The organism is Pseudomonas aestiva (assembly GCF_039908605.1).
GTDB lineage: Bacteria > Pseudomonadota > Gammaproteobacteria > Pseudomonadales > Pseudomonadaceae > Chryseomonas > Chryseomonas aestiva.
The window spans coordinates 4,335,789-4,358,991 of record NZ_CP150916.1; the positions used below are offsets into that span (position 1 = coordinate 4,335,789).

At 66.3% G+C, this 23,203-nt stretch carries 23 protein-coding genes and 1 tRNA gene; 14 read left to right on the plus strand and 10 right to left on the minus strand.

Annotated features, from left to right (window positions below; genetic code table 11):
* Positions 1-9 precede the first annotated feature (9 nt).
* On the minus strand, positions 10-1,065 hold the full coding sequence (locus tag AABM56_RS20090) for a ferrochelatase (RefSeq protein ID WP_347883660.1): 1,056 nt from the start codon (positions 1,063-1,065) through the stop codon (positions 10-12).
* Entirely contained in the window at positions 1,062-1,970 is a 909-nt protein-coding gene (locus AABM56_RS20095) for a TIGR01777 family oxidoreductase (RefSeq protein ID WP_347883661.1), read from the minus strand. Before AABM56_RS20095 ends, AABM56_RS20090 begins: the two co-directional genes overlap by 4 nt.
* A gap of 65 nt (positions 1,971-2,035) precedes the next feature.
* Here AABM56_RS20095 and AABM56_RS20100 point away from each other — a divergent pair, with 65 nt between their 5' ends.
* The 4 genes from AABM56_RS20100 to AABM56_RS20115 all read left to right on the plus strand — a co-directional run bounded on the left by AABM56_RS20100 (position 2,036) and on the right by AABM56_RS20115 (position 6,582).
* Positions 2,036-3,133 carry an NAD(P)/FAD-dependent oxidoreductase gene (locus AABM56_RS20100; protein WP_133861541.1) on the plus strand — a complete coding sequence of 366 codons (1,098 nt, stop codon included), beginning with the start codon at positions 2,036-2,038 and terminating at the stop codon, positions 3,131-3,133.
* Positions 3,134-3,258: 125 nt separating this feature from the next.
* A complete protein-coding gene (locus tag AABM56_RS20105; protein ID WP_133861542.1) occupies positions 3,259-4,230 on the plus strand; it encodes a DUF523 and DUF1722 domain-containing protein in 972 nt (323 codons plus the stop codon).
* 10 nt (positions 4,231-4,240) lie between these two features.
* Positions 4,241-5,164: a MerR family transcriptional regulator gene (locus AABM56_RS20110; protein WP_133861543.1), complete on the plus strand. Its 924-nt coding sequence runs from the start codon at positions 4,241-4,243 to the stop codon at positions 5,162-5,164.
* Entirely contained in the window at positions 5,161-6,582 is a 1,422-nt protein-coding gene (locus tag AABM56_RS20115; protein ID WP_133861544.1) for a deoxyribodipyrimidine photo-lyase, read from the plus strand. The genes AABM56_RS20110 and AABM56_RS20115 overlap by 4 nt, the downstream gene beginning before the upstream one ends.
* Positions 6,583-6,610: 28 nt before the next feature.
* Here AABM56_RS20115 and AABM56_RS20120 read toward each other — a convergent pair whose 3' ends face one another.
* The 6 genes from AABM56_RS20120 to hemA all read right to left on the minus strand — a co-directional run bounded on the left by AABM56_RS20120 (position 6,611) and on the right by hemA (position 12,002).
* Positions 6,611-7,135 (minus strand): acyloxyacyl hydrolase, encoded by a 525-nt coding sequence (locus tag AABM56_RS20120; RefSeq protein ID WP_133861545.1) that lies wholly within the window; start codon positions 7,133-7,135, stop codon positions 6,611-6,613.
* Between the two features lie 152 nt (positions 7,136-7,287).
* Complete coding sequence (murI, locus tag AABM56_RS20125) at positions 7,288-8,079, minus strand: glutamate racemase (protein ID WP_133861546.1); 792 nt, start codon at positions 8,077-8,079, stop codon at positions 7,288-7,290.
* Positions 8,072-8,827, minus strand: a complete 756-nt coding sequence (locus AABM56_RS20130; protein WP_133861547.1) for a molybdopterin-synthase adenylyltransferase MoeB — start codon at positions 8,825-8,827, stop codon at positions 8,072-8,074. The genes murI and AABM56_RS20130 overlap by 8 nt, the downstream gene beginning before the upstream one ends.
* Positions 8,821-9,651: a peptide chain release factor N(5)-glutamine methyltransferase gene (gene prmC, locus AABM56_RS20135; RefSeq protein WP_133861548.1), complete on the minus strand. Its 831-nt coding sequence runs from the start codon at positions 9,649-9,651 to the stop codon at positions 8,821-8,823. Before prmC ends, AABM56_RS20130 begins: the two co-directional genes overlap by 7 nt.
* Positions 9,652-9,654: 3 nt before the next feature.
* Positions 9,655-10,737: a peptide chain release factor 1 gene (gene prfA / locus AABM56_RS20140; protein WP_133861549.1), complete on the minus strand. Its 1,083-nt coding sequence runs from the start codon at positions 10,735-10,737 to the stop codon at positions 9,655-9,657.
* Positions 10,734-12,002: a glutamyl-tRNA reductase gene (gene hemA, locus AABM56_RS20145; RefSeq protein WP_133861550.1), complete on the minus strand. Its 1,269-nt coding sequence runs from the start codon at positions 12,000-12,002 to the stop codon at positions 10,734-10,736. The genes prfA and hemA overlap by 4 nt, the downstream gene beginning before the upstream one ends.
* A 246-nt stretch (positions 12,003-12,248) precedes the next feature.
* On the opposite strand from hemA, the gene AABM56_RS20150 reads away from it, so the two are divergent.
* The 9 genes from AABM56_RS20150 to AABM56_RS20190 all read left to right on the plus strand — a co-directional run bounded on the left by AABM56_RS20150 (position 12,249) and on the right by AABM56_RS20190 (position 20,110).
* Entirely contained in the window at positions 12,249-13,973 is a 1,725-nt protein-coding gene (locus tag AABM56_RS20150; RefSeq protein WP_133861551.1) for a tetratricopeptide repeat protein, read from the plus strand.
* Positions 13,973-14,590 (plus strand): lipoprotein insertase outer membrane protein LolB, encoded by a 618-nt coding sequence (gene lolB / locus AABM56_RS20155; RefSeq protein WP_166655919.1) that lies wholly within the window; start codon positions 13,973-13,975, stop codon positions 14,588-14,590. The genes AABM56_RS20150 and lolB overlap by 1 nt, the downstream gene beginning before the upstream one ends.
* Entirely contained in the window at positions 14,587-15,447 is an 861-nt protein-coding gene (gene ispE, locus AABM56_RS20160; RefSeq protein WP_347883662.1) for a 4-(cytidine 5'-diphospho)-2-C-methyl-D-erythritol kinase, read from the plus strand. Before lolB ends, ispE begins: the two co-directional genes overlap by 4 nt.
* A 25-nt stretch (positions 15,448-15,472) precedes the next feature.
* A tRNA-Gln gene (locus AABM56_RS20165) sits at positions 15,473-15,547 on the plus strand.
* Between the two features lie 41 nt (positions 15,548-15,588).
* Positions 15,589-16,530 (plus strand): ribose-phosphate pyrophosphokinase, encoded by a 942-nt coding sequence (locus AABM56_RS20170; protein ID WP_007161553.1) that lies wholly within the window; start codon positions 15,589-15,591, stop codon positions 16,528-16,530.
* A 122-nt stretch (positions 16,531-16,652) separates the two neighbouring features.
* Positions 16,653-17,276 carry a 50S ribosomal protein L25/general stress protein Ctc gene (locus AABM56_RS20175; protein WP_133861554.1) on the plus strand — a complete coding sequence of 208 codons (624 nt, stop codon included), beginning with the start codon at positions 16,653-16,655 and terminating at the stop codon, positions 17,274-17,276.
* Between the two features lie 34 nt (positions 17,277-17,310).
* Positions 17,311-17,895, plus strand: coding sequence for an aminoacyl-tRNA hydrolase (gene pth / locus AABM56_RS20180; protein WP_133861555.1), 585 nt, complete (start codon positions 17,311-17,313; stop codon positions 17,893-17,895).
* 42 nt (positions 17,896-17,937) lie between these two features.
* The gene (ychF, locus tag AABM56_RS20185; protein ID WP_133861556.1) at positions 17,938-19,038 is read left to right on the plus strand and encodes a redox-regulated ATPase YchF; all 1,101 of its coding nucleotides are present in this window, start codon (positions 17,938-17,940) and stop codon (positions 19,036-19,038) included.
* Between the two features lie 160 nt (positions 19,039-19,198).
* Positions 19,199-20,110 (plus strand): LysR family transcriptional regulator, encoded by a 912-nt coding sequence (locus AABM56_RS20190; RefSeq protein WP_133861557.1) that lies wholly within the window; start codon positions 19,199-19,201, stop codon positions 20,108-20,110.
* Here AABM56_RS20190 and AABM56_RS20195 read toward each other — a convergent pair.
* Positions 20,083-20,442, minus strand: a complete 360-nt coding sequence (locus tag AABM56_RS20195) for a hypothetical protein (RefSeq protein WP_017641100.1) — start codon at positions 20,440-20,442, stop codon at positions 20,083-20,085. The two genes, AABM56_RS20190 and AABM56_RS20195, sit on opposite strands and share 28 nt — an antisense overlap.
* A gap of 106 nt (positions 20,443-20,548) precedes the next feature.
* The gene (locus AABM56_RS20200) at positions 20,549-21,736 is read right to left on the minus strand and encodes an MFS transporter (protein WP_017641101.1); all 1,188 of its coding nucleotides are present in this window, start codon (positions 21,734-21,736) and stop codon (positions 20,549-20,551) included.
* Positions 21,737-21,838: 102 nt separating this feature from the next.
* Here AABM56_RS20200 and AABM56_RS20205 point away from each other — a divergent pair, with 102 nt between their 5' ends.
* On the plus strand, positions 21,839-22,714 hold the full coding sequence (locus tag AABM56_RS20205; RefSeq protein ID WP_133861559.1) for a LysR family transcriptional regulator: 876 nt from the start codon (positions 21,839-21,841) through the stop codon (positions 22,712-22,714).
* Positions 22,715-23,203 lie beyond the last annotated feature (489 nt).

Here is a 23,203-nt window from a genome sequence, read left to right on the forward strand (position 1 = left end):
AGGATGCCGTTACGCCGGCATCCTGGGTTGTTCGATCGGCTGCGGCGGCAGTTCCGCCACCTCTTCGCACAACTCCACCAGCGCCCGGGCCCAGGTCGGGTCGTCGTTGACGCAGGGAATCAGCACCAGCTCCCGGCCACCGGCTTCGATGAACTGCCCGCGCCCGCGATCGCCGATCTCTTCCAGCGTCTCGATGCAGTCGGCGACGAACGCCGGGCACATCACCAGCAGACGCTTCACGCCGGCCTTGGCCAGCGCGTCCAGCCGCGCCTCGGTGTAGGGTTCGATCCACTTGTCCTTGCCCAGCCGCGACTGGAAGGACACCGACCACTTGCCATCGGGAATGCCCAGGCGCCGGGCCACCAGTTCGGCGGTGCGCTGGCACTGGCTGCGATAGCAGACGGCCAGGGCCTTGGCGGTGACCTTGCTGCTGTCGGGGGCGCGCAGGTCGTGCTTGCGATCCTTGACCAGCTTGCGGATGTGCCGCTCGGGCAGGCCGTGGAAGGACAGCAGCAGGTGGTCGTAGGGCTCCTGCAGATAGGGCTCGACGCTGGCCGCCAGCGCCGCCTGGTATTCCGGACGGTCGTAGAACGGCGGCAGGATCTTCAGCGTCAGCGGCAGCTGGTGGGCCTGGATCACCCGCCGCGCCTCGACGATGGCGGTGGTGGTGGTGCTGTCGGCGAATTGCGGATAGAGCGGCGCATAGGTCACCTCGCGGATGCCCTGGCTGGCCAGGCGCTTGAGCACCGTTTCCACCGAGGGTTCGCCGTATCTCATGCACAACTCCACCGGACCGTGCCGCCAGAGTGGCCGTACCGCCTCCTGCAACCGGCGGCTGAGCACGATCAGCGGCGAGCCATCGTCCCACCAGATCGACTCATAGGCCTCGGCCGAGGCGGCGGGTCGCTTGATCAGCACCAGGGATACCAGCAGCCGGCGCAGCGGCCAGGGCAGATCGACCACATAGGGGTCCATCAGGAACTGGTTCAGATAGCGCTTCACGTCGGGGACGTGGGGCGAATCGGGCGAACCCAGGTTGGCGAGCAGCAGAGCGTTGGTAGTCATCGTGAATCCTTGGCAGCGAGCAGGTCGGCCAGGGCCGCATCCAGCTCGGGATAGCGAAAGACATACCCGGCCGCGAGCAGGCGCTCGGGGCGGGCGCGCTGACCACCCAGCAGGAGGATGGACAGCTCTCCCATCAGGCGCAGGGCGAAGGCGGGAATCAGCAATCGCGCCGGGCGCCGCAAGGCCCGTCCCAGCGCTTCGGTGAATTCCCGGTTGCGGACCGGCTGGGGGGCACAGAGATTATAGGGACCCTGGGCATCGCTTCGGTTGAGAAGAAAATCGATGGCCCAGATTTGATCCTGCAAATGAATCCAGGGCATCCACTGGCGTCCATTGCCCAGGCGCGCGCCCAGCCCGAAACGGAAGGGCGGCAGCAGGCGCAGCAGGAAGCCGTCGTCGGCGGCCAGCACCAGGCCGGTGCGCAGGTTGACCGCGCGGATGCCCAGCTTCTCGGCTTCGTTGGCGACCTGCTCCCAGGCCAGGCACAACTCGCCGGCGAAGTCGGGACCGGCCAGGCTGTCCGCCTCGCTCACCGGCTTCTCGCCGCTGTCGCCATAGAAGCCGGTGGCCGAGCCGGACAGCAGGACCGCGGGTTTCTGCGGACGGCCACGCAGCCACTCGATCAGGTGCTCGGTGGTACCGATGCGGCTCTGCCAGAGTTCGGCCTTGCGACCTTGGGTCCAGGGCTTGTCGGCGATGGGGGCGCCGGCCAGGTTGACCACCGCATCCAGGTGTTCGTCGCCCAGCGCCTCCAGTTGGTCAATGCCGCGCACCCCGGGTCCGCATTCGCGCGCCACCCGCCCCGGGTCGCGACTGAGCACGGTGAGTTGGTGCCCGGCGGCCGCCCATTGGCGGCACAGCGCACGGCCGATCAATCCGGTGCCACCGGTCAGCAGGATATGCATGTCGTCACTTCCTTCTCGTATTGCCCTGCCGCCCGTATGCATCTGAACGAAGGGAAGAGGATTGTTTGGTATGGTCGTGGGTCGAAAGATCCAGAACGGTTGCCAGTCGTAGCCGTAGAGCCCTTGCGCGCGCAAACGTTCGACAAGGGCGAATCGTCAGACAAGCGAGGTCCATCATGACTGCCCCCATCGCCATCGTTGGCGCAGGAATAGCCGGACTTGCCGCGGCCCAGACGCTGATTCGCGCCGGGCAGCAGGTCCAGATCTTCGACAAGAGTCGCGGCAGCGGCGGCCGCATGGCCAGCAAGCGCAGCGAAGCCGGCGCCCTCGACCTGGGCGCCCAGTATTTCACCGCCCGCGACCGGCGCTTCATCGACGCCCTCAACGAGTGGCGTCGAGCCGGTTGCGCGGCCGAATGGAACCCGGCGCTCTACCAGTATCGCGACGGTCGCCTGAGTCCGTCCCAGGACGAGCAGCCGCGCTGGGTCGGGGTGCCGCGCATGAGCGCCATCACCCGCCACCTGCTGGCCGATCTGCCGGTCACCTTCGACTGCCGCATCACCGAGGTCTTTCGCGGGGCCCAGCACTGGCACCTGCTGGATGCCGGCGGCGAGACCCACGGGCCCTTCGCCCAGGTCATCGTCGCCATGCCGGCGCCCCAGGCCACGGCGCTGCTGTCCAGCGTGCCCAAGCTGGCGGCCACCGTGGCCGGTGTCAGCATGGAACCGACCTGGTCGGTGGCCCTGGCCTTTCCCACGCCCCTGCAGACCCCGGTGGAAGGCTGTTTCGTGCAGGACAGCGAACTGGACTGGCTGGCGCGCAATCGCTGCAAGCCCGAGCGCGACACCACCCTGGACACCTGGGTCCTGCATGCCACCAGCGCCTGGAGCAAGGCGCACCTCGACGCCTCGAAGGACGAGGTGATCGAACGCCTGCATGGCGCCTTCGCCGAACTGATCGGCTGCCCGTTGCCGGCGCCGACCTTCAGCCTGGCCCATCGCTGGCTCTATGCCCGCCCCGCGCAACCCCACCAGTGGGGCGCCCTGGGCGATCCCGACATGGGCGTCTTCGTCTGTGGCGACTGGTGCTCCAGCGGTCGGGTGGAAGGTGCCTGGTTGAGTGGTCATGAGGCCGCGCAGCAGCTCCTGGGCAGTCTGGATTAATCGACGAAGCGTACGCCGTCTGTAACCTGCAGCGAATCTTTTACCGCAGCCCCCTGTCGAAAGTTGCACCAAACTTGTACAAATAGGAAAACCTTGTACAAGAAAATACACGACAGGGGATCTCCATGGTTGCCAACGCCTCCTCCAGCCTGCCCCGCCCGCGCCTGGGTATCAGTGCCTGCCTGCTGGGTGACGAAGTCCGCTACAACGGTGGACACAAGGAATCCCGGCTCTGCAGCCAGACCTTCGCCGAGCACTTCGATTTCGTCCGGGTCTGCCCGGAAATGGCCATCGGCCTGGGCACGCCTCGCGAACCCATCCGTCTGGTGGGCGACTCCCAGGCGCCGCGCGCCGTGGGTACCGTCGACCCCAGCCTGGACGTGACCGCCGCCCTGACCGGCTACGGGGAAAAGATGGCGGGCGAGCTGACCGACCTGTCCGGCTTCATCTTCATGCAGAAATCGCCCTCCTGCGGCATGGAGCGCGTCAAGGTCTACCACGCCAACGGCCAGGGCAGCGAAACCGATGGCCGCGGTCTGTTCGCCGCCGCCATCATGCGTCTACAACCGGACCTGCCAGTGGAAGAAGCCGGCCGGCTGAACGATGCGGTGCTGCGGGAAAACTTCGTCACCCGCGTCTTCGCCCATGCCCACTGGCAGCAACTGCTGCAACAGGGTCTGACGGCGCGGGCGCTGCTGTCCTATCATTCGCGTTACAAGTACCAGCTCATGGCCCACGACGCCCATCGTGCGCGGGCCCTCGGTCAGCTGGTCGGCAGCATCGGCCAGCGCAACCTGGACGAGCTGGGGAAGGAGTATTTCAGCGGCCTGATGGCTGCCCTGAAGAAGTGCGCCACCCGTGGTACCCATTGCAATGTGCTCTATCATCTATTCGGTTATCTGCGTCGGGTCCTGAGCGACAGCGAGAAGCAGGAAATGCAGCAACTGATCGAGCAGTACCACGAGGGCATCGTGCCCCTGGTCGTGCCCCTGACGCTGCTCAAGCACCACTTCCGCCAGCATCCGGATCGTTATGTGAACGAGCAGGCCTATCTCCAACCGCACCCCGAACGTCTGAGTCTGCGAAATGCCATCTAGCGCCACTCCCTTGCCTTCGTCGTCGAACGGCGAAGATCAGGACTACCAGTCCGCTCTCCACGAGGGCTGGCTGCCCATCCGGGAAATCGCCCGGCGCACCGGTGTGAATGCCGTGACGCTGAGGGCCTGGGAGCGGCGCTATGGCTTGCTGGTCCCCAAGCGCACGCCCAAGGGCCATCGCCTGTACAGCGAGGCCCATGTGGTCCGCGTGCAGCAGGTCCTCGCCTGGATCGCCCGCGGTGTGGCGGTCAGCCAGGTCAAGGGGCTGCTCGACGAACAACGGCCCGCGGTGATCCCCAGCGATACGCCCTGGCAGGCCATTCACCAGGAGATGATTGACGCCATCGGCCGACTGGCCTCGCGTGCGCTGGACGAAGCCTACAACCGCGCCGCCTCGCTCTATCCACCGCGGGTGCTGCTGGACCAGTTGCTCTGGCCGCTGCTGCGGGAGCTGGAGCGCCTGAGCCAGGCGACCGACGATGGTCGCCTGCAACAGGTGTTCTTCCAGTCCTGGCTGCGCAGCAAGCTGGGTGCGCGGATCTACCACAGCCAGCACAGTCTCAGAGGCGCGCCCCTGGTGCTGCTGAATCTCGACGAGACCCCGATGAGCACCTCGTTGTGGCTCTGCGCCTGGCTGATCAGCGCCGCGGAATGCCCGGTAGAACTGGTGGAGTGGTCGGTTCCCGCGGGCAATCTGGATCGCCTGGTCGAACAACTCGAACCCCGGGCACTGATCCTCTGTCGTGACAGCCGTCCCGACAGCGAGCTGCGGCGCCAGCTGCAGACCTTCGCCAATCGCCATGCGCGCCCCTGCCTGACGCTTGGTGCGCTGGGTGAATCCCTTACTGCCGATGCCGCGCCGGCGCGCAGCCCCGGCGAAGCCTTCGATCGCCTGCAGAGTGCCGGGCTGCTGCATCAGGAACGCCATGCATGAATCAGCTCGTCTGGTTTCGAACTGACCTGCGCACCCTCGATCATCCCGCTCTCCATGCCGCCACCGAACAGGGCCCGGTGGTCGCCGTCTTTCTGCTGAGTCCTGCCCAATGGCAGGAGCATGACGAGGCGGCGGTCAAGGTCGACTTCTGGCTGCGCAACCTTGCCGAACTGAGCAAGACGCTCAAGTCCCTCGGTATCCCCTTGCTGATCCGCAGTGCCGAGCACTGGGCGCAGGCCCCCCAGGTGCTGCTCGACCTGGCCCGGGAGCTGGGCGCCGAACACCTGCATTTCAATGACGAATACGGGATCAACGAAGCCGCCCGTGACGACGCCGTGGTCAAGGCCTTCGAAGACGCTGGCCTGGCGACCCATCGCTATCTGGACCAGACGCTGTTCGCGCCGGGGACGGTGCTGACCAAGAGCGGTGGCTACTTCAAGGTTTTCGGCCAGTTCAGGAAGACCTGCCTGGCCCGCCTGGAGACCGGTCTGCCGACGCCCCTGCCAGCCCCGGGCAAGCAGCGCAAGAGCCCGGTCCCTTCGGACAAGCTGCCCACCGCGGTCGAGGGTTTCGCAGCCACCGCCGCCGACCTGCAAGGGCTATGGCCCGCAGGGGAAGAGGAAGCACTGCAGCGTCTGGAAGCCTTCATCCGGGATGATCTGGAAGACTATCAGCGGGCGCGGGACATTCCCTCCGAACCCGGTACCAGCCAGTTGTCGGCCTATCTCAATGCCGGGGTGCTGACGCCTCGCCAGTGCCTGCAGGCGGCGGTCCGCGCCAACGATGGCCTGCTCAGCGGCGGCAAGCAGGGAGCGGCCACCTGGATCACCGAGTTGCTCTGGCGCGAATTCTATCGTCACGTGCTGGTGGGTTACCCCTGGGTTTCCCGGCACCAGCCATTCAACCGGGATCTGACCGCCCTGCCCTGGCGTGACGACCCCGAAGGCCTCGCAGCCTGGCAACAGGGGCGCACCGGGATTCCCATCATCGATGCCGCCATGCGCCAGCTCTTGCAGACCGGCTGGATGCACAATCGCATGCGCATGCTGACGGCCATGTTCCTGTGCAAGAACCTGCTGATCGACTGGCGCCAGGGTGAGCGCTGGTTCATGCGGCAGCTCATCGATGGCGACCTGGCCTCCAACAACGGCGGCTGGCAGTGGAGCGCCTCCACCGGTACCGATTCGGTGCCCTATTTCCGGGTATTCAACCCGCACACCCAGGCGTTGAAGATCGATGCCCGGGGCGACTATGTGCGGACCTGGATACCGGAATTGGCTGACCTCAAGGGCAAGGCCGTGCATACCCCGGGGGGCCGCTACCTGACGCCCCTGGTGGACCTGGGCGAGAGTCGTCAGCGCGCGCTGGCCGCCTACCGCGGCATGGCGCGGAAGAAGGACACGAAAAAGCCGGACTAGGTCCGGCTTTTTTCATATCAGCCCTGGATCAGAGAGTATGGCTGTAGAAAAGCGCATAGGACTCGATGCCATCGTTGGGCTGTTTGATGCCGGCGTTGGAGTAGTGAGTCGCACGGATGCCGACGCGCTGGGTGTCGCCGATCTTCAGGCCCAGGCCGATACGGTCTTCGAAGTTGAAGGCAGAACCCAGGTCCTGCTCGCCAACCTTGGTGCTGGAGAAGACGGCGACGCCGATACCGGCTTCGACGAAGGGCTTCACCTGGCCCTGGCCGAATTCGTAGACGAACACCGGGGCGAAGGACAGCGAATGCTGGTCGGAAGACCGGCCGTTGTCACCTTCCCAGTAGGTGTAGCCCGCATCCCAGTAGCCGGTCAGGCGACCGGTGGAGCTCTGCCACCAGCTCCTGTCCCAATTCCAGCCGGCACCGATACGGTAGGTCATGCCGCTCTGGCTGGTGGCACCGACTGCCCCGGTGATTTCCACAGCCTGTGCCGATGCGATGCCACCCAGAGAAAGCGCGGCGGCTACTGCGAGGGAAAGCAATTTGTTCATGAGAGTGCCCTTATGGATGTTTCTAGTTTTTACGAACTGGGAGCATTGACCATCAAGACGTGAAGGTGTTCACAGCCCTGGATATCTTTACCTACAAGGTCGGATGCTAGTCGCTGGCCCGGCATTTGGCGAGTGAAACCCGGAGGGAAAAGTCAGACGAACGCCTTTACCTCGGCCCCTGCCGGCCAGAGCTGCGGCAACACGGCGCGAAGCTCGGCGGGGTCGCCCGAGGTCCAGAATCGCGTAGGGCCGGCCGGCCCTTCCGCCAGGCGTCCGTCCCGCGCCAGCAGACTGTGCAGGCGCCGCGCCACGGCGGCGCCGGTGTCCACCAGGATGACCTGCGGTGGCACCAGTTCGGCCAGCAAGGGACGCAGGAAGGGATAGTGGGTGCAGCCCAGGATCAGGGTGTCGCACTGCGCCGCCAGCAAGGGGGCGAGAAAGCCCTCCAGCAGGCGCCGGGTCTCGGGGCCGTGCAGATCGCCGCGCTCGACCTGTTCCACCAGTCCCGGACAGGGCTGGGTCAACACCTGGACGCCCAGGGCGAAGCGGTCCAGCAAGGCGGCGAACTTGGCGCTCTGCAGGGTACCGGTGGTCGCCAGCACCCCGACCCGGCCATTGCGGGTCGCCGCCGCGGCGGGCTTGACCGCGGGTTCCATGCCGACGATGGACCAGCGTGGATAGCGTTCGCGCAGATCGGCCACGGCCGCCACGGTGGCGGTGTTGCAGGCCACCACCAGGGCCTTGGCGCCCTGCGCGTGCAGCCGCGCCGCGATCAGCTGGCAGCGCTCGCGGATGAAGGCAGGGGTCTTTTCGCCATAGGGAATATGGCCGCAATCGGCGACGTAATGCAGGGTTTCCGCCGGTAGCAGCTGACGGATCTCCGCCAGCACCGACAGGCCGCCGACGCCCGAGTCGAAGACCCCGACCGGCGCCTCGTCAGCCATGGCGGGCGCCGCACACCGGGCAACCCGGATCGCGCTTGACCCGCAATTCGCGGAAGCGACTGCCCGCCGCATCCACCAGCAGCAGCCGCCCCACCAGGGGCTCGCCGAAGCCGGCCAGGAGCTTGAGCGCTTCCAGCGCCTGCAGACTGCCCACCAGCCCCACCACCGGACCCAGCACCCCGGCTTCGCTGCAACTGAGCTCGGCTTCGCTGCCCTCGCCATAGAGACAGTGATAGCAGGGGCTGTCGGCGCGACGCGGATCGAAGACGCTGAGCTGGCCTTCCAGGCGAATGGCGGCGCCGCTCACCAGCGGGCGTCCCTGAGCCACGCAGGCGGCATTCACCGCCGCCCGGGTGGTGAAGTTGTCCGAGCAGTCCAGCACCAGATCCACCAGGGCGATGCGCGCCGCCAGACTGTCGGCGTCCAGCGCTTCGCGCAGCGGCACCAGGCGCACTTCGGGATTGAGCGCCGCCAGCCGCTGCAGGGCGGAATCCACCTTGCCCTGGCCGATACGGCTTTCATCGTGCAGCACCTGGCGCTGCAGATTGCTCAGATCGACCTGGTCGAAGTCGGCCAGGTGCAATTCGCCGACGCCGGCGGCGGCCAGATAGAGCGCCACCGGCGAACCCAGACCGCCAAGGCCGACGATGAGCACCCTGGCGTCTTTCAGCCGCAATTGTCCGGCGATATCCACCTGGGCCAGCAGGATCTGCCGGCTGTAGCGCAGCAGTTCGCCGTCGCTCAGCATGGCCGACGCCCTCCGCTGATGCGTTCGTGACCACCCAGGTCCTGGCGACTCTCGACCTCGACGAAGCCCTGGCGAACCAGCAGATCGCGCACCGCGGCGGCCTGGTCGAAGCCGTGCTCCAGCCACAGCCAGCCATCCGGCTGCAGGTGCGCGGGCGCCGCCGCGACCAGTTCGCGGATATCGTCCAGGCCATCGACGCCGGCCACCAGGGCGCTGCGCGGCTCGAAACGCACGTCGCCCTCATCCAGATGGCGATCGCTGCCGGCGATATAGGGGGGATTGCTGACGATAAGGTCGAACCGCTGTCCGGCGAGGGCGCCGAACCAGTGACTCTGCTGAAAGACCGCATTGCCCAGGCGCAGGCGCTGGGCATTGCGTCGCGCCAGTTCCACCGCCGCCGCGATGCGATCCACGCCGCTGACCTGCCAGCGCGGTCGCTCATGGGCCAGGGCCAGGGCGATGGCACCGGTGCCGGTGCCCAGGTCCAGTACCCGCGCCTCGTCGGCCAGGGGCAATGCCAGGGCGGTTTCCACCAGCACCTCGGTATCGGGGCGGGGGATCAGGGTGTCGGGACTCACTTCCAGATCGAGCGACCAGAAGCCTTGCTGGCCAAGGATATAGGCCACCGGCTCACCCTGCCGGCGCCGTTCGAGATCGGCCCGAAAACGCGCCAGGGCCTCGCGCGGCACCAGCTTTTCCGGCCAGGTGCGCAGGTAGCTGCGCGGCTTGTCCAGGGCAGCGGCCAGCAGCAATTCCACGTCGAGCCGGGCGCTGGGTGAATCCGGCAGCTGGCTTTCGCGCAACAGGGCGCCGACGGTGGCCATGGCTCAGTCTCCCAGCGCCGCCAGCTGGTCGGCCTGGTATTCCTGCAGCAGCGGATCGATGATCTGCTGGACGTCACCGTTGACCACCTCGCCCAGCGAATAGAGGGTCAGGTTGATGCGGTGATCGGTCACCCGGCCCTGGGGAAAGTTGTAGGTGCGGATGCGCTCGGAGCGGTCGCCCGACCCCACCAGCAGCCGGCGGGTATCGGACATTTCCTTGTGCGCCGCCGCGTCCTGCTGGTCATTGAGCTTGGCCGACAGCCAGGCCATGGCCTTGGCGCGGTTCTTGTGCTGAGAGCGCTCTTCCTGGCACTCCACCACGATGCCGGTGGGCAGGTGGGTGATGCGCACCGCGGAGTCGGTCTTGTTGACGTGCTGACCGCCCGCGCCGGAGGAGCGATAGGTGTCGACGCGCAGATCGGCCGGATTGATCTCGATGGCCTGCTGTTCGTCCGGCTCCGGCAGCACCGCCACGGTGCAGGCCGAGGTGTGGATGCGGCCCTGGGATTCGGTCTCCGGGACCCGCTGCACCCGGTGCGCACCGGACTCGAACTTGAGCTTGGCGTAGACGCTGTCGCCTTCGACCCGGGCGATCACCTCCTTGAAGCCACCGTGCTCGCCCTCGTTCTCCGAGAGCACCTCAAGGCGCCAGCCCTGGCGCTCGGCATAGCGCGAGTACATGCGGAACAGATCGCCGGCGAAGATCGCCGCCTCGTCGCCGCCGGTACCGGCGCGGATTTCCAGGAAGACGTTGCGGCCGTCGTTGGGATCCCGCGGCAGCATCATGCGCTGCAGTTCGTCTTCCAGCTCCTGCAGCCGCGCCTTGGCGGTGCCGACCTCTTCCTCGGCCATCTCGCGCAGATCCGGATCGTTGTCCTTGAGCAGCGCCTGGGCGCCCTCCAGGTCGGCCTGCACCTTGCGGTATTCGGTGAACGCCTGGTTGACCGGCTCGAGTTCGGCGTATTCCTTGGAATAGGCGCGGAACTGGGTCTGGTCGCTGATGACTTCGGCGTCGCCCAACAGCGCGGTCAGCTCCTCGAAGCGGTCCTGCAGACCGTCGAGCTTGTGCAACAGAGAGGTCTTCATGTCTTGTCCAAACCCTCGTCGAGGGCGAAGAGTTCCTGAGCCAGGGTCAGCGCATCGACGCGCCCCTCGGCGGATAGTTTCTTGAGCTGCACGCTCGGGGCGTGCATCAGCTTGTTGGTGAGGCTGCGTGCCAGGGCCGCCAGGGCCTCCTGGGGGTCGACGCCATTGGCCAGCTGGCGCTGGGCGCGCGCCAGTTCATCGTCGCGGATCTGCTCGCCCTGCTGGCGATAGGCGCGGACCACGTCCACCGCGGCGCGCTCGCGCAGCCGCTGCATGAAGTCCTCGACCCCGGCAAGCACCAGCTTTTCGGCCGCCTGGGCGGCGCCCTGGCGACTCTTGAGATTTTCCGCCACCACCTCGTGTAGGTCGTCCACCGTATAGAGGTAGACGTCTTCCAGCTCGCTCACCTCCGGCTCGATGTCGCGCGGCACGGCGATGTCGACCATGAAGATGGGCTTGTGGCGACGCTGCTTGAGTGCGCGTTCCACCGCGCCCTTGCCGAGGATGGGCAACTGGCTGGCGGTGGAACTGATGACGATGTCGCTGTTGACCAGTTCGTCGGGAATGTCGGCCAGCAGCACGGTATGGGCGCCGAATTCTTCCGCCAGGTGGCTGGCGCGCTCCAGGGTGCGGTTGGCGACGACGATGCGCCGCACGCCCTGCTCGTGCAGATGGCGGGCGACCAGGGTGATGGTCTCGCCGGCGCCGATCAGCAGCGCCTGGCTGCGACTGAGGTCGCTGAAGATCTGCTTGGCCAGGCTGACCGCGGCGAAGGCCACCGACACCGGATTCTCGCCGATCGCCGTGTCGGTACGCACCGCCTTGGCGGTATTGAAGGTGGCCTGGAACAGCCGGCCCAGCAGCGGACCGACGGTGCCGGCCTCACGCGCCACGGCATAGGCCGACTTGAGCTGGCCGAGGATCTGCGGCTCGCCCAGCACCATGGAATCCAGCCCCGCGGCCACCCGCATCATGTGGCGGACCGCAGCCTCGTCCTGGTGCAGATAGATGCTGGCGCGCAGGTCTTCCAGGGGCACCCGGTGATACTGGGCGAGCCAGGCCAGCACGGCTTCCGCCAGGCTGGGCTCCAGCTCCAGGTAGAGTTCGCTGCGATTGCAGGTGGACAGAATCGCCGCTTCGCGACTGTGGGTGGCCTGCTCCAGCTGGCGCAGGGCCTCGACCGTCTGCTCCGGAGTGAAGGCCACACGTTCGCGCACCTCAACCGAGGCGGTCTTGTGATTGATGCCGAGCGCGAGAAAGGCCATGGACGCAAGCAGTCGAACGGATTGGGGAAAGCCGAACATTGTCCTACGCGCGGGCGGTGGCGACAACCAGCAGCGACGAGACGTCGGACAATCGCCGTCATAGCCTGGGCGAATGAATCTTGCCGGGCAAAAGGCGTCAACAGCCTCGACCACCGCACTTCTCGGCCGGCCGCTGCGCATGCGCGACGCGGCCACGGCGACTCTTGTGGCATGATGGACCGACTGTAAAAAGGCCGCCTTGACCCTATGACCAGATACCTTGCGCTGCTGACGACCGCCCTGCTGCTCGCCGGCTGCCAGAACCTCGGCCGTCAGCCGACGCCCGCCGCCGCCATCCCGCCGCCCACCGCCAAGACCAGCACGCCGCAACCGGCCGGTTCCTTTCGCGAAGACACCCTCTATGACCTGCTGGTCGGCGAGCTGGCCGGGCAGCGCAACCGATTCGATATCGCCCTGACCAACTATGTCGAGCAGGCCAAGTCGACCCAGGACCCGGGAGTCGCCGAGCGCGCCTTCCGCATCGCCGAGTACCTGGGCGCCGATACCCCGGCGCTGGAAACCGCGCAGATCTGGGCGCGCAACGCCCCCGACAACCTGGATGCCCAGCGCGCCGCCGCCATCATGCTGGCCCGCGCCGGTCGCTATGACGAATCCATGGTCTACATGGAGCGCGTGCTCCAGGGCCAGGGCGACACCCACTTCGATTTCCTCGCCCTCTCGGCGGCGGAAACCGACGAGACCACCCGCGCCGGCCTGCTCAAGAGCTTCGACCGGCTGCTGGCCAAGTATCCGCACAACGGCCAGCTGCTGTTCGGCAAGGCGCTGCTGCTGCAGCAGGACGGCCGTGCCGACGAGGCCCTCAAGCTGCTGGAGCGCAATCCGGCGGCCAGGCGCGAAGTCGCGCCGCTGCTCCTGCGCGCCCGCCTGCTGCAGAGCCAGGACCGCAGCGCCGAGGCCCTGCCGCTGCTCGAAGCCGGCATCCGCCAGCACCCGGAAGACCGCCGCCTGCGCCTGGCCCATGCCCGGCTGCTGGTGGAGCTGGATCGCCTGGACCAGGCCAAGCGCGAATTCGCCGAGCTGGTCACCCAGTTCCCGGATGACGATGACCTGAGATTCTCGCTGGCGCTGGTCTGCCTGGAGGCCCAGGCCTGGCGCGAAGCCCAGATCTATCTCAAGGAACTGATCGACCGCGGCAGCCACGTGGATGCCGCGCACCTCAACCTGGGTCGCAGCTACGAAGAACTCGACCAGCCCGAGCAGGCGCTGGCCGAATACACCCAGGTCGGGCCGGGCACCGACTACCTGGCCGCCCAGCAGCGCCAGGCGGAAATCCTGCTGGGCAGCGGGCGCATCGCCGAAGCCCGTCAACGCCTGGCCGAGGCGCGCAAGCGCCAGAGCGAATACGCCGTGCCGCTCTATCTGCTGGAAGTCGAAGGCCTGGCCAGTGCCGACCAGACCGCCCTCGCCGACCAGACCGTGCAGCAGGCCCTGCAGCAGTATCCCAATGACCTCAACCTGCTCTATGTCCGCTCCATGCTGGCGGAAAAGCGCGGCGACCTCGGTCAGCTGGAAGGCGATCTGCGCTACATCATCGCCCACGACCCCGACAACGCCATGGCGCTCAACGCCCTCGGCTACACCCTGGCCGATCGCACCCCACGGCTGGCCGAGGCACGCCAGCTGATCGACAAGGCGCACCAGTTGAGCCCGGACGACCCGGCCATCCTCGACAGCATGGGCTGGATCCGCTATCGCCAGGGCCAGCTGGCCGACGCCGAACGCTATCTGCGCCAGGCCTACGAACGCTTCCCCGACGCCGAAGTGGCGGCCCACCTGGGCGAGGTGCTCTGGGCCCAGGGCAAGCGCAGCGAAGCGCGCAAGGTTTGGCGCGTGGGCCTCGACGCCGACGCCGATGACGCCATCCTGCGCAGTACCCTCAAACGCCTGACTGGAAGCGAAACCCTCCGATGATCCGCGTGCGTACCTTCGTCACCCTGTTGCTGCTCGCCCTGCTGGCCGGTTGCGCCAGCACCTCTCGCCAGGAGGCCGTGGAAGGCCAGGGCAATGCCGCCCAGTGGCAGGCTCATAAAAAACGTATCGCCGCCCTCGACGGCTGGCAGATCGACGGCAAGGTCGGCATCCGCGCCCCGCGCGATTCCGGCAGTGGCACCCTGTTCTGGCTGCAGCGCCAGGACTATTACGACATCCGCCTGGCCGGCCCCCTGGGCCGCGGCGCCACCCGACTCACCGGCCGTCCGGGCGCCGTCACCCTCGATGTCTCCGGCCAGGGCAGCTATCAGGCCGATTCCCCCGAAGCCCTGCTGGAACAGCAACTCGGCTGGCGCCTGCCGGTCTCGCACCTGCTCTGGTGGGTGCGCGGCCTGCCGGCGCCGGACAGTCGCAGCCAGCTGACCCTGGACGCCGACAGCCACCTGGCGCGTCTGGTACAGGACGGCTGGACCGTCGAATACACCCGCTACACCGAGCAGAACGGCTACACCCTGCCCGAGCGCCTCAAGCTCACCGGCAAGGACCTGGAAGTCATCCTGGTGGTGAAGACCTGGCAGCCGCGCGAGCTGGGCAAATGACCGCAGCGCCTGCCTTCACCCTGCCGGCACCGGCCAAGCTCAATCTGTTCCTGCACATCCTCGGCCGCCGCGCGGACGGTTATCACGAGCTGCAGACGCTGTTCCAGTTTCTCGACTGGGGCGACGACCTGGGCTTTGCCGGACGGGATGACGGCGAATTGCAACTGCACGACGGTCTGCCGGGCGTCGCCCCCGCGCAGAATCTCATCCTGCGCGCCGCCCGGCTGCTGCAGCAGGAAAGCGCCACGACCAAAGGCGCCGACCTCTGGCTGACCAAACGCCTGCCCATGGGCGGCGGTATTGGTGGCGGCAGTTCGGATGCTGCCACCACCCTGCTTGGCCTGAATCATCTCTGGGGCCTGGGCGCCAGCCTCGACGACCTGGCGGTGCTGGGGCTGCGCCTGGGCGCCGATGTGCCGGTATTCGTCCGCGGCCAGGCCGCCTTCGCCGAGGGCGTGGGGGAAAAGCTCACCCCGGTCGCCCCCCCGGAACCCTGGTATCTCGTGGCCGTGCCGCAAGTCTCTGTAAGTACAGCAGAAATTTTTTCAGATCCGCTGTTGACACGGGACACTCCCGCCATTAAAGTTTGCGCCGTTCTCAAGTGGTCAGGTCGAAACGACTGCCAGAGTACGGTCGAAAGGCGTTACCCGGAAATTTGTAACGCTTTGATCTTGCTAAACAAATTTGTTTCAGCTAGATTAACCGGCACTGGAGGTTGCATATTTGGAAGCTTTCCAAATAAGACCGAAGCTGATACAGTAGCTAGCCAGCTACCAGCATCACTTCCAGGCTTCGTAGCCAAAGGTAGCAACACTTCCATGTTGCACCGGGCGCTGGCAAGCCTGACCAGAGAATGAGTACAGCTAGTACTCTGCAAGACACAGGGGCGTCGCCAAGCGGTAAGGCAGCAGGTTTTGATCCTGCCATGCGTTGGTTCGAATCCAGCCGCCCCTGCCATTTTCCTTCCAAGACCCACCTCAAGCCGCAGGAACTGCAGCGTGTCCAAGATGATGGTCTTCACGGGGAACGCCAACCCCGATCTGGCACGGCGCATCGTGCGCCAGCTGCATATCCCTCTCGGTGACGTCTCCGTCGGAAAATTCTCCGATGGCGAGATCAGCGTCGAAATCAACGAGAATGTGCGGGGCAAGGATGTCTTCATCATCCAGCCCACCTGCGAGCCGACCAACGACAACCTGATGGAACTGGTGGTGATGGCCGATGCCTTCCGCCGCTCCTCGGCCACTCGTATCACCGCAGTCATCCCCTATTTCGGTTATGCCCGCCAGGATCGCCGTCCGCGCTCCGCACGCGTTGCCATCACCGCCAAGGTTGTGGCCGACATGCTGACCGTGGTGGGCATCAATCGCGTGCTCACCGTCGATCTGCACGCCGACCAGATCCAGGGCTTCTTCGATATTCCCGTGGACAACATCTACGGCTCCCCCGCCCTGGTGGATGACATCGAAGACCAGCGTTTCGAAAATCTGATGATCGTCTCCCCGGACATTGGCGGCGTGGTGCGTGCGCGTGCCGTGGCCAAGAGTCTGGGTGTGGACCTGGCGATCATCGACAAGCGTCGTCCCAAGGCCAACCAGTCGGAAGTGATGCACATCATCGGTGACATCCAGGACCGCACCTGCGTGCTGGTCGACGACATGGTCGATACCGCCGGCACCCTGTGCCACGCGGCCAAGGCCCTCAAGGAACACGGCGCCGCCAAGGTCCTGGCCTACTGCACCCACCCGGTGCTGTCGGGTCGGGCCATCGAGAACATCGACAACTCCGTGCTGGACGAGCTGGTGGTGACCAACACCATTCCGCTGTCCGCCGCGGCTCAGGCCTGCAGCCGTATTCGCCAACTGGACATCGCGCCGGTGGTGGCCGAGGCGGTACGCCGGATCAGTAACGAAGAATCCATCAGCGCGATGTTCCGTTAAGGAACAGCCGCTCTGGAAGCGCCCCGGAAGGCCGTGACGGTCTACCGGGGCTTTTTAGTCGGTAGGGCCGTGGAACTGGTCGCAAGTCCCGGTCTGCCGATTCCTTATCCTGGAGATTCACAATGTCTGATTTCACTCTGAATGCCGAAGTGCGTTCCGACCTGGGGAAAGGTGCGAGCCGCCGCCTGCGTCGTAATGCCGGTAACGTTCCCGCCGTGATCTACGGTGGCGACAAGGCTCCGACGTCCATCACCCTGGTCGGCAAAGACCTGGCCAAGATGCTGGAAAGCGAAGCCGCCTTCGCCAGCGTCATCACCCTGAAGGTTGATGGCAGCAACGAAAGCGTGCTGGTCAAGGCCCTGCAGCGTCACCCCTCCAAGGGCTACGTCATGCACGCCGACTTCCTGCGCGTCATCGCCGGTCAGAAGCTGACCGCTCACGTGCCCCTGCACTTCATGAACCAGGAAACCTCCGTGGGCGTGAAGCAACAGGGTGGCGAGATCCTGCACACCATCAACGAAGTCGAAGTTTCCTGCCTGCCGAAAGACCTGCCGGAATTCATCGAAGTCGACATGGCCAAGGTCGCCCTGGACCAGATCGTTCACCTGAGCGACCTGAACGTCCCGGCTGGCGTCGAGCTGGTGTCCCTGGCCCACGGCAGCGATCTGCCGGTTGCCAGCATCCACATGCCGCGCATCCGTGAAGAAGCTGCTGACGGCGCTGCCGAAGAAGGCGCTGCCGAGTAAGTTCTCGCACGCCTGAAAGAGAAGGGCTCCTGACATGACTGCCGTCCAACTGATCGTCGGCCTGGGTAATCCGGGCCCCGAATACGACCAGACTCGGCACAATGCAGGGGCCCTTTTCGTTGAGCGACTGGCAGCCGCCCAGGGCGCGAGCCTGGCTGTCGACCGCAAGTATCATGGCCTGGTGGGGCGCTTCCGCCACGCGGGCAACGATGTTCGTCTACTCATCCCCACCACCTACATGAACCGCAGCGGCCAGGCCGTGGCGGCGCTCGCCGGCTTTTTCCGCATCCCGCCGGCAGCCATCCTGGTGGCCCACGACGAACTCGACCTGCCACCCGGCACCGCACGCCTCAAGACCGGCGGCGGCCATGGGGGGCATAACGGACTGCGCGACATCATCGCCCAGCTCGGCAATCAGAACGGCTTCCAGCGTCTGCGCCTGGGCATCGGCCATCCGGGGCATGCCAGCCTGGTCTCCAACTTCGTGCTGGGCCGCGCACCGCGCAGCGAGCAGGACCTGCTCGACACCAGCATCGATGCCGCCCTGGAGGTGGTTCCGGAGCTGCTGACCGGCGACCTGACCCGCGCCATGCAACGCCTGCACAGCCGCAAGGCCTGACCTACCCTACCCTCTTCCTTTTCTTCCGCGAGGACACACACCATGGGATTCAATTGCGGCATCGTCGGCCTGCCCAACGTCGGCAAGTCCACCCTGTTCAATGCCCTGACCCAATCTGGTATCGCGGCAGAAAACTTTCCCTTCTGCACCATCGAGCCCAACAGCGGCATCGTTCCCATGCCCGATGCGCGGCTGAACGCCCTGGCGGAGATCGTCAAACCCGAGCGGGTGATCCCCACCACCATGGAGTTCGTCGACATCGCCGGGCTAGTGGCCGGCGCCTCCAAGGGTGAAGGTCTGGGCAACAAGTTTCTCGCCAACATCCGCGAGACCGACGCCATCGCCCACGTGGTGCGCTGCTTCGAAGACGAGAACGTCATCCACGTGTCGAACTCGGTGGATCCCAAGCGGGACATCGAGGTGATCGACCTGGAGCTGATCTTCGCCGACCTCGACAGCTGCGAGAAGCAGCTGCAACGCGTGACCCGCAACGCCAAGGGCGGTGACAAGGAAGCCCTGGCGCAGAAGGCCCTGCTGGAACAGCTGATCCCCCACTTCGAGGCCGGCAAGCCTGCCCGCAGCCTGCTGAAGGGCCTGGACGAGGAGCAGAAGCGCCTGGTGCGCAGCTTCCACCTGCTGACCAGCAAGCCGGTGATGTACATCGCCAACGTCGCCGAAGACGGCTTCGAGAACAACCCGCACCTGGATGTGGTCCGGGCCATCGCCGAAGAAGAAGGCGCCGTGGTGGTGCCGGTATGCAACAAGATCGAGGCGGAAATCGCCGAACTGGACGACGACGAGGAAAAGCAGATGTTCCTCGAGTCCATGGGCATGGAAGAGCCGGGCCTGAACCGGGTGATCCGCGCCGGCTACGAACTGCTCAACCTGCAGACCTACTTCACCGCCGGGGTGAAGGAAGTCCGTGCCTGGACCGTCCGCGTCGGCGCCACCGCGCCCCAGTCGGCCGCCGCCATCCACACCGATTTCGAGAAGGGCTTCATCCGCGCCGAAGTGGTGGCCTATGCCGATTTCATCGCCTTCAAGGGCGAGAACGGCGCCAAGGAAGCCGGCAAGTGGCGCCTGGAAGGCAAGGAGTACATCGTCAAGGACGGTGACGTCATGCACTTCCGCTTCAACGTCTAAGCGACGGCGAACGCCAGAACCCCCTCCTCACCGCAAGGTGGCGAGGGGGTTTTCTTTTGCCCGTTCGCCAACGGCCTGGCTGACACCGGACGCCTGGCGATTTGGCACAATGACGGCGATCCGACCGCCGTCGAACGTCTCCCGCTGCCTGGATACCGCCATGAATTTCGAAGACCTGCGCCTGTTCGTCACCACCCTGAACGAGGGCAGCTTCACCGCCGCCGCCGACAAGCTGGGGCTGTCCAAGCAATACGTCAGCCGGCGGACCCTGTTGCTGGAGGAAAGTCTTGGCGTGCGGTTGATCAATCGCACCACGCGGCGCCTGCAGGCGACCGAGTTGGGGATGCTGCTCTACGAGCGAGCGGTGAAGATCCTCGAAGACGTCAACGACACCGAGGAGTTGCTCTCCAGCCGGCGGACGGTGCCCCAGGGGGTGCTGAGAGTCAGTGCGCCCATGACCTTTGGCACCCTGCACCTGAGTCCCCTGCTGCCGGATTTTCTCTCGGCCTATCCGCAGATCCGCCTGGAGCTGGATCTCAATGACCGGGCGGTGGATCTGCTCGCCGAGGGCTACGACATGTCGATCCGCATCGGCACCCTGGCCGATTCCAGCCTGATCGCCAAGCGACTGACCGAGATGCAGCTGGTGACCTGTGCCAGTCCGGATTATCTGCAGAAGGCGCCGCCGCTGCTGCAGCCGGAGGATCTGGCCGAGCACAGCTGTCTGCTCTATGGCCATGGTCGCCAGGTGGAATGGCGCTTTCAGCGTGGAGGCAAGCCGCTGGTGCTGCCCATGCAGGGTCAGCTCAGGGCCAACAACGGTGAGGTGGTGCGGGATGCGGCCATCGCCGGTCAGGGCATCGCGGTGCTGCCGACCTTCATCATCGGCGCGGCGCTGGCCTCAGGGGCGCTGGTGCAGGTGCTGGAAGACTTCGCCCTGCCCAGCGCGGCGGTCTATGCGGTCTATCCCCAGCATCGTCAGTCGGCGCGCATCGTCCAGCTGTTCTCGGACTATCTGCGCGACCGCCTGACGGTCGGGCCGACTCACGCCACGGCGCCGCGGGTCGGTTGACGCTGGGGCCACTGCTGGAGGGTTCGCTCGGCGCCGTCGGCAGCCAGGCGCTGGCCATCCAGACGCTGCTGCTGACGCTGGATCGCCGGCTGCAGACTGCGCTCGGCGCCGTTTTCAGCCAGGGCACGCCGCGGGTCGAGACGCTGCTGCTGGCGCTGGATCGACGGCTGCAGGCTGCGATCGGTGCCGTTCTCGGCCAGGGTGCGATCCTGCTGCTGGTGCTTTTCGATCAGCGAACCCAGGGGGCGCAGGGCGCTTTCCTCGGCCTGGGCGGATTGGGCGATGGCGGTGGTGAGCAGAGTGGCGGCGAACAGAGCGGTGAGGGCTTTCATGGCGAGTACCTGTGTCGGGTGGGTGTGGACTCATTGTCGCCAGCCCACCCCGCGCCTAGAAATCGTCCCGCGGGATAGCGATCATCGACCACGCTGATGATGGCGCTCAGGCCCGCGCCTGACGCTGGCGCAGCAGGAACAGGCACCAGACGGCCAGCGCCGTGGCGGCCAGCAGGCAGCCGGCCAGGCTGACGCCGGTCCAGCCGAAGTGCTCGTACAGCCGCGCCGACAGCAGCGAACCCAGGGAGCCGCCGAGGAAGTAGCCGGTCATGTAGCCGGCGTTGAGGCGACTACGGGCTTCCGGGCGCAGGCGATAGACCACGTTCTGGTTGCTGACGTGGCTGAGCTGCACGGCGAGATCCAGCACCAGGATGCCGACCAGCAGCGCCGCTAGCGACTGCTGGGCGAAGGCCAGGGGCAGCCAGGCCAGGGTCAGGGAAGCCAGACCGATGCTGGTGGCGAGACCACCCTTGCCCTGGTCGGCCATGCGCCCGGCCAGGTTGGCGGCCAGGGCGCCCACGGCGCCGGCGAGACCGAACAGGCCGATGGTGCCGTCGCTGAAGCCATAGGGTTCGGCGGCGAGCAGAAAGGCCAGGGGCGTCCAGAACACCGCGAAGACGGCGAAGCCCAGACAGCCCAGCAGGGTGCGCAGACGATGCAGGGGTTCGTCTCGCAAGAGCACGAACACCGAGCCCAGCAGCCGTGGGTAGCTCAGGCCCGCCGACTGCTGATAGCGCGGCAGCGCCAGGCGCAGGGCCAGGGCGGTGGCCAGCATCAGACCGGCCGCCACGGCATAGACGGTGCGCCAGTCGCCCAGGGACGAGAGCGCCCCGGCCACGGTACGGGCCAGCAGGATGCCGAGGATGAGGCCGCTCATCACGGTGCCTACCGCCCTGCCCCGCTGCTCCGGCGCGGCCAGGGTGGCGGCGAAGGGCACCAGCACCTGGGCCACCACCGAGAAGAGCCCGGTCATGGCGGTGCCCACTAGCAGCCAGGTCAGACTGGTGGCGGTGGCGCTCAGGGCCAGGCCGGCGGCGGCGATCACACTCATGGTGACGATCAGCCGGCGGCGCTCCAGCAGATCGCCCAGGGGCACCAGCAGCAGGAGCCCGGCGGCGTAGCTGAGCTGGGCGGTGGTGACGATGCTGCCGGCCTGGGTGTAGCTGAGGTCGAAGCGCTGGGCGATGGTGTGCAGCAACGGCTGGTTGTAGTAGTTGCTGGCCACCGCGATACCGGTGGCGACGGCCATGAGCAGGGTCAGCCAGCGGCTGAGAGGAGGCGTGGGGTTCGACATCCGCGAGGTCCGGCATGGGAAAGGCTGGTCAGTATCGGACAACGGCAGCCATCGGTTAAATGAATCGTTAAGATGGTTTCGATCTCATTTCAAGATAGCGCCATGAACCTCAAGCAACTGGAATTCGCCGTCGCCCTAGCCGAGGAGCGCCACTTCACCCGCGCCGCCGAGCGTTGTCATGTGGTGCAGTCGGCGCTCAGTCACCAGATCGCCCGCCTGGAAGCCGAACTGGGCGCTACCCTGTTCGAACGCCTGCCGCGGCAGGTGCGCCTCACCCCCGCCGGCGAAGCGCTGCTGGTCCAGGCGCGGCAGGCGCTGGCCGTGGTGGAAAGGCTGCAGCAGGACGTGGCCGCCGCGGTCGGCGCCATTCGCGGCACCCTGACACTGGGCCTGATCTCCTCGGTGCCCCGTCTGGATATCGTCGAGTTGCTGGCCACCTTCCATGCCCGCCATCCCCAGGTGGACATCCGCCTGCGCCAGGACAAGAGCGAGACGCTGCTGGCGGCGGTGCGCGAGCGGCAACTGGATTTCGCCCTGATCGGCCTGTCGCGCCAGGTGGCCCTGGAGGCGGTGGCCAGCCGCCTGCTGCTCAGCGAGGAACTGGTGGCAGTGCTGCCGGCCACGCACGCTCTGGCGGGGCGGGAAAGGCTGTCGCTGCACGAGCTGGTGGATCTGCCGCTGGTGGACCTGCCCGCCGGCAGCGGGGCGCGGCGGCAGACCGACGAGGCCTTCGCCGCCCTGGGCCTGCCCCATCGGGTGCGTTTCGAGACGGGCAATATGCAGCTGCTGGAACGCTTCGTCCGCCGCGGTCTGGCCATCGGCCTGGTGCCTCAGAGTATCGCCAGCACCTTTGCCGGTCTGGCCCGGGTGCCGGTCAGCGATGCCCCGCAGCGCAACGTCCATGCCATCTGGTCGCCGCTGCCGACACCGGCGACGCGGGAATTCCTCAAGGTCCTGGAAGAGGCCCTGGTGGATTAGCTCCACTTACCAGCGGGCCGTGCAGCCGTTGAGGTGATGCGCGGGCTACGTGCCGGAGTATGGTCCGGTGACGGCCCCCTGGGGCGCGAGGCGCTTCCTGGTCCGCGATCCTGGTGGCCAGCCGATGCGATCGCGCCTAGGAGCCTGCGTAGGTTGGGCTGAGCACAGCGAAGCCCAACATGGCTCAAGACTGAACCTCCCCGTTGGGCTTCGACGATGGAGCTGTCTCAACCCAACCTGCGGTCTATCGCAGCCATGGCCAGAGCCTTTTCCAGGGGTAACGTCGCTGTGTGGGGCGTGCCCTCACCCCAACCCTCTCCTGGAGGGAGAGGGGGTTGTTCGAACAGGCATTCAGCTCTATCGGAGCCGTAGCCTGGAAAACGGCGCAGCCTTTTCCGGGAGTGACTTCAGTGTGCGGGGCGTGCCCTCACCCCCGACCCTCTCCCGGAGGGAGAGGGGGCTGTTCGAGCAGGCGTTCAGCTCTATCGG

Coding starts and splice junctions, on each gene's coding strand:
- AABM56_RS20090 (WP_347883660.1), bottom strand. CDS start 1,065: ATGACTACCAACGCTCTGCTGCTCGCCAACCTGGGTTCGCCCGATTCG.
- AABM56_RS20095 (WP_347883661.1), bottom strand. CDS start 1,970: ATGCATATCCTGCTGACCGGTGGCACCGGATTGATCGGCCGTGCGCTG.
- AABM56_RS20105 (WP_133861542.1), top strand. CDS start 3,259: ATGGTTGCCAACGCCTCCTCCAGCCTGCCCCGCCCGCGCCTGGGTATC.
- AABM56_RS20115 (WP_133861544.1), top strand. CDS start 5,161: ATGAATCAGCTCGTCTGGTTTCGAACTGACCTGCGCACCCTCGATCAT.
- AABM56_RS20120 (WP_133861545.1), bottom strand. CDS start 7,135: ATGAACAAATTGCTTTCCCTCGCAGTAGCCGCCGCGCTTTCTCTGGGT.
- murI (WP_133861546.1), bottom strand. CDS start 8,079: ATGGCTGACGAGGCGCCGGTCGGGGTCTTCGACTCGGGCGTCGGCGGC.
- AABM56_RS20130 (WP_133861547.1), bottom strand. CDS start 8,827: ATGCTGAGCGACGGCGAACTGCTGCGCTACAGCCGGCAGATCCTGCTG.
- prmC (WP_133861548.1), bottom strand. CDS start 9,651: ATGGCCACCGTCGGCGCCCTGTTGCGCGAAAGCCAGCTGCCGGATTCA.
- prfA (WP_133861549.1), bottom strand. CDS start 10,737: ATGAAGACCTCTCTGTTGCACAAGCTCGACGGTCTGCAGGACCGCTTC.
- hemA (WP_133861550.1), bottom strand. CDS start 12,002: ATGGCCTTTCTCGCGCTCGGCATCAATCACAAGACCGCCTCGGTTGAG.
- AABM56_RS20150 (WP_133861551.1), top strand. CDS start 12,249: ATGACCAGATACCTTGCGCTGCTGACGACCGCCCTGCTGCTCGCCGGC.
- ispE (WP_347883662.1), top strand. CDS start 14,587: ATGACCGCAGCGCCTGCCTTCACCCTGCCGGCACCGGCCAAGCTCAAT.
- AABM56_RS20175 (WP_133861554.1), top strand. CDS start 16,653: ATGTCTGATTTCACTCTGAATGCCGAAGTGCGTTCCGACCTGGGGAAA.
- pth (WP_133861555.1), top strand. CDS start 17,311: ATGACTGCCGTCCAACTGATCGTCGGCCTGGGTAATCCGGGCCCCGAA.
- ychF (WP_133861556.1), top strand. CDS start 17,938: ATGGGATTCAATTGCGGCATCGTCGGCCTGCCCAACGTCGGCAAGTCC.
- AABM56_RS20190 (WP_133861557.1), top strand. CDS start 19,199: ATGAATTTCGAAGACCTGCGCCTGTTCGTCACCACCCTGAACGAGGGC.
- AABM56_RS20195 (WP_017641100.1), bottom strand. CDS start 20,442: ATGAAAGCCCTCACCGCTCTGTTCGCCGCCACTCTGCTCACCACCGCC.
- AABM56_RS20200 (WP_017641101.1), bottom strand. CDS start 21,736: ATGTCGAACCCCACGCCTCCTCTCAGCCGCTGGCTGACCCTGCTCATG.
- AABM56_RS20205 (WP_133861559.1), top strand. CDS start 21,839: ATGAACCTCAAGCAACTGGAATTCGCCGTCGCCCTAGCCGAGGAGCGC.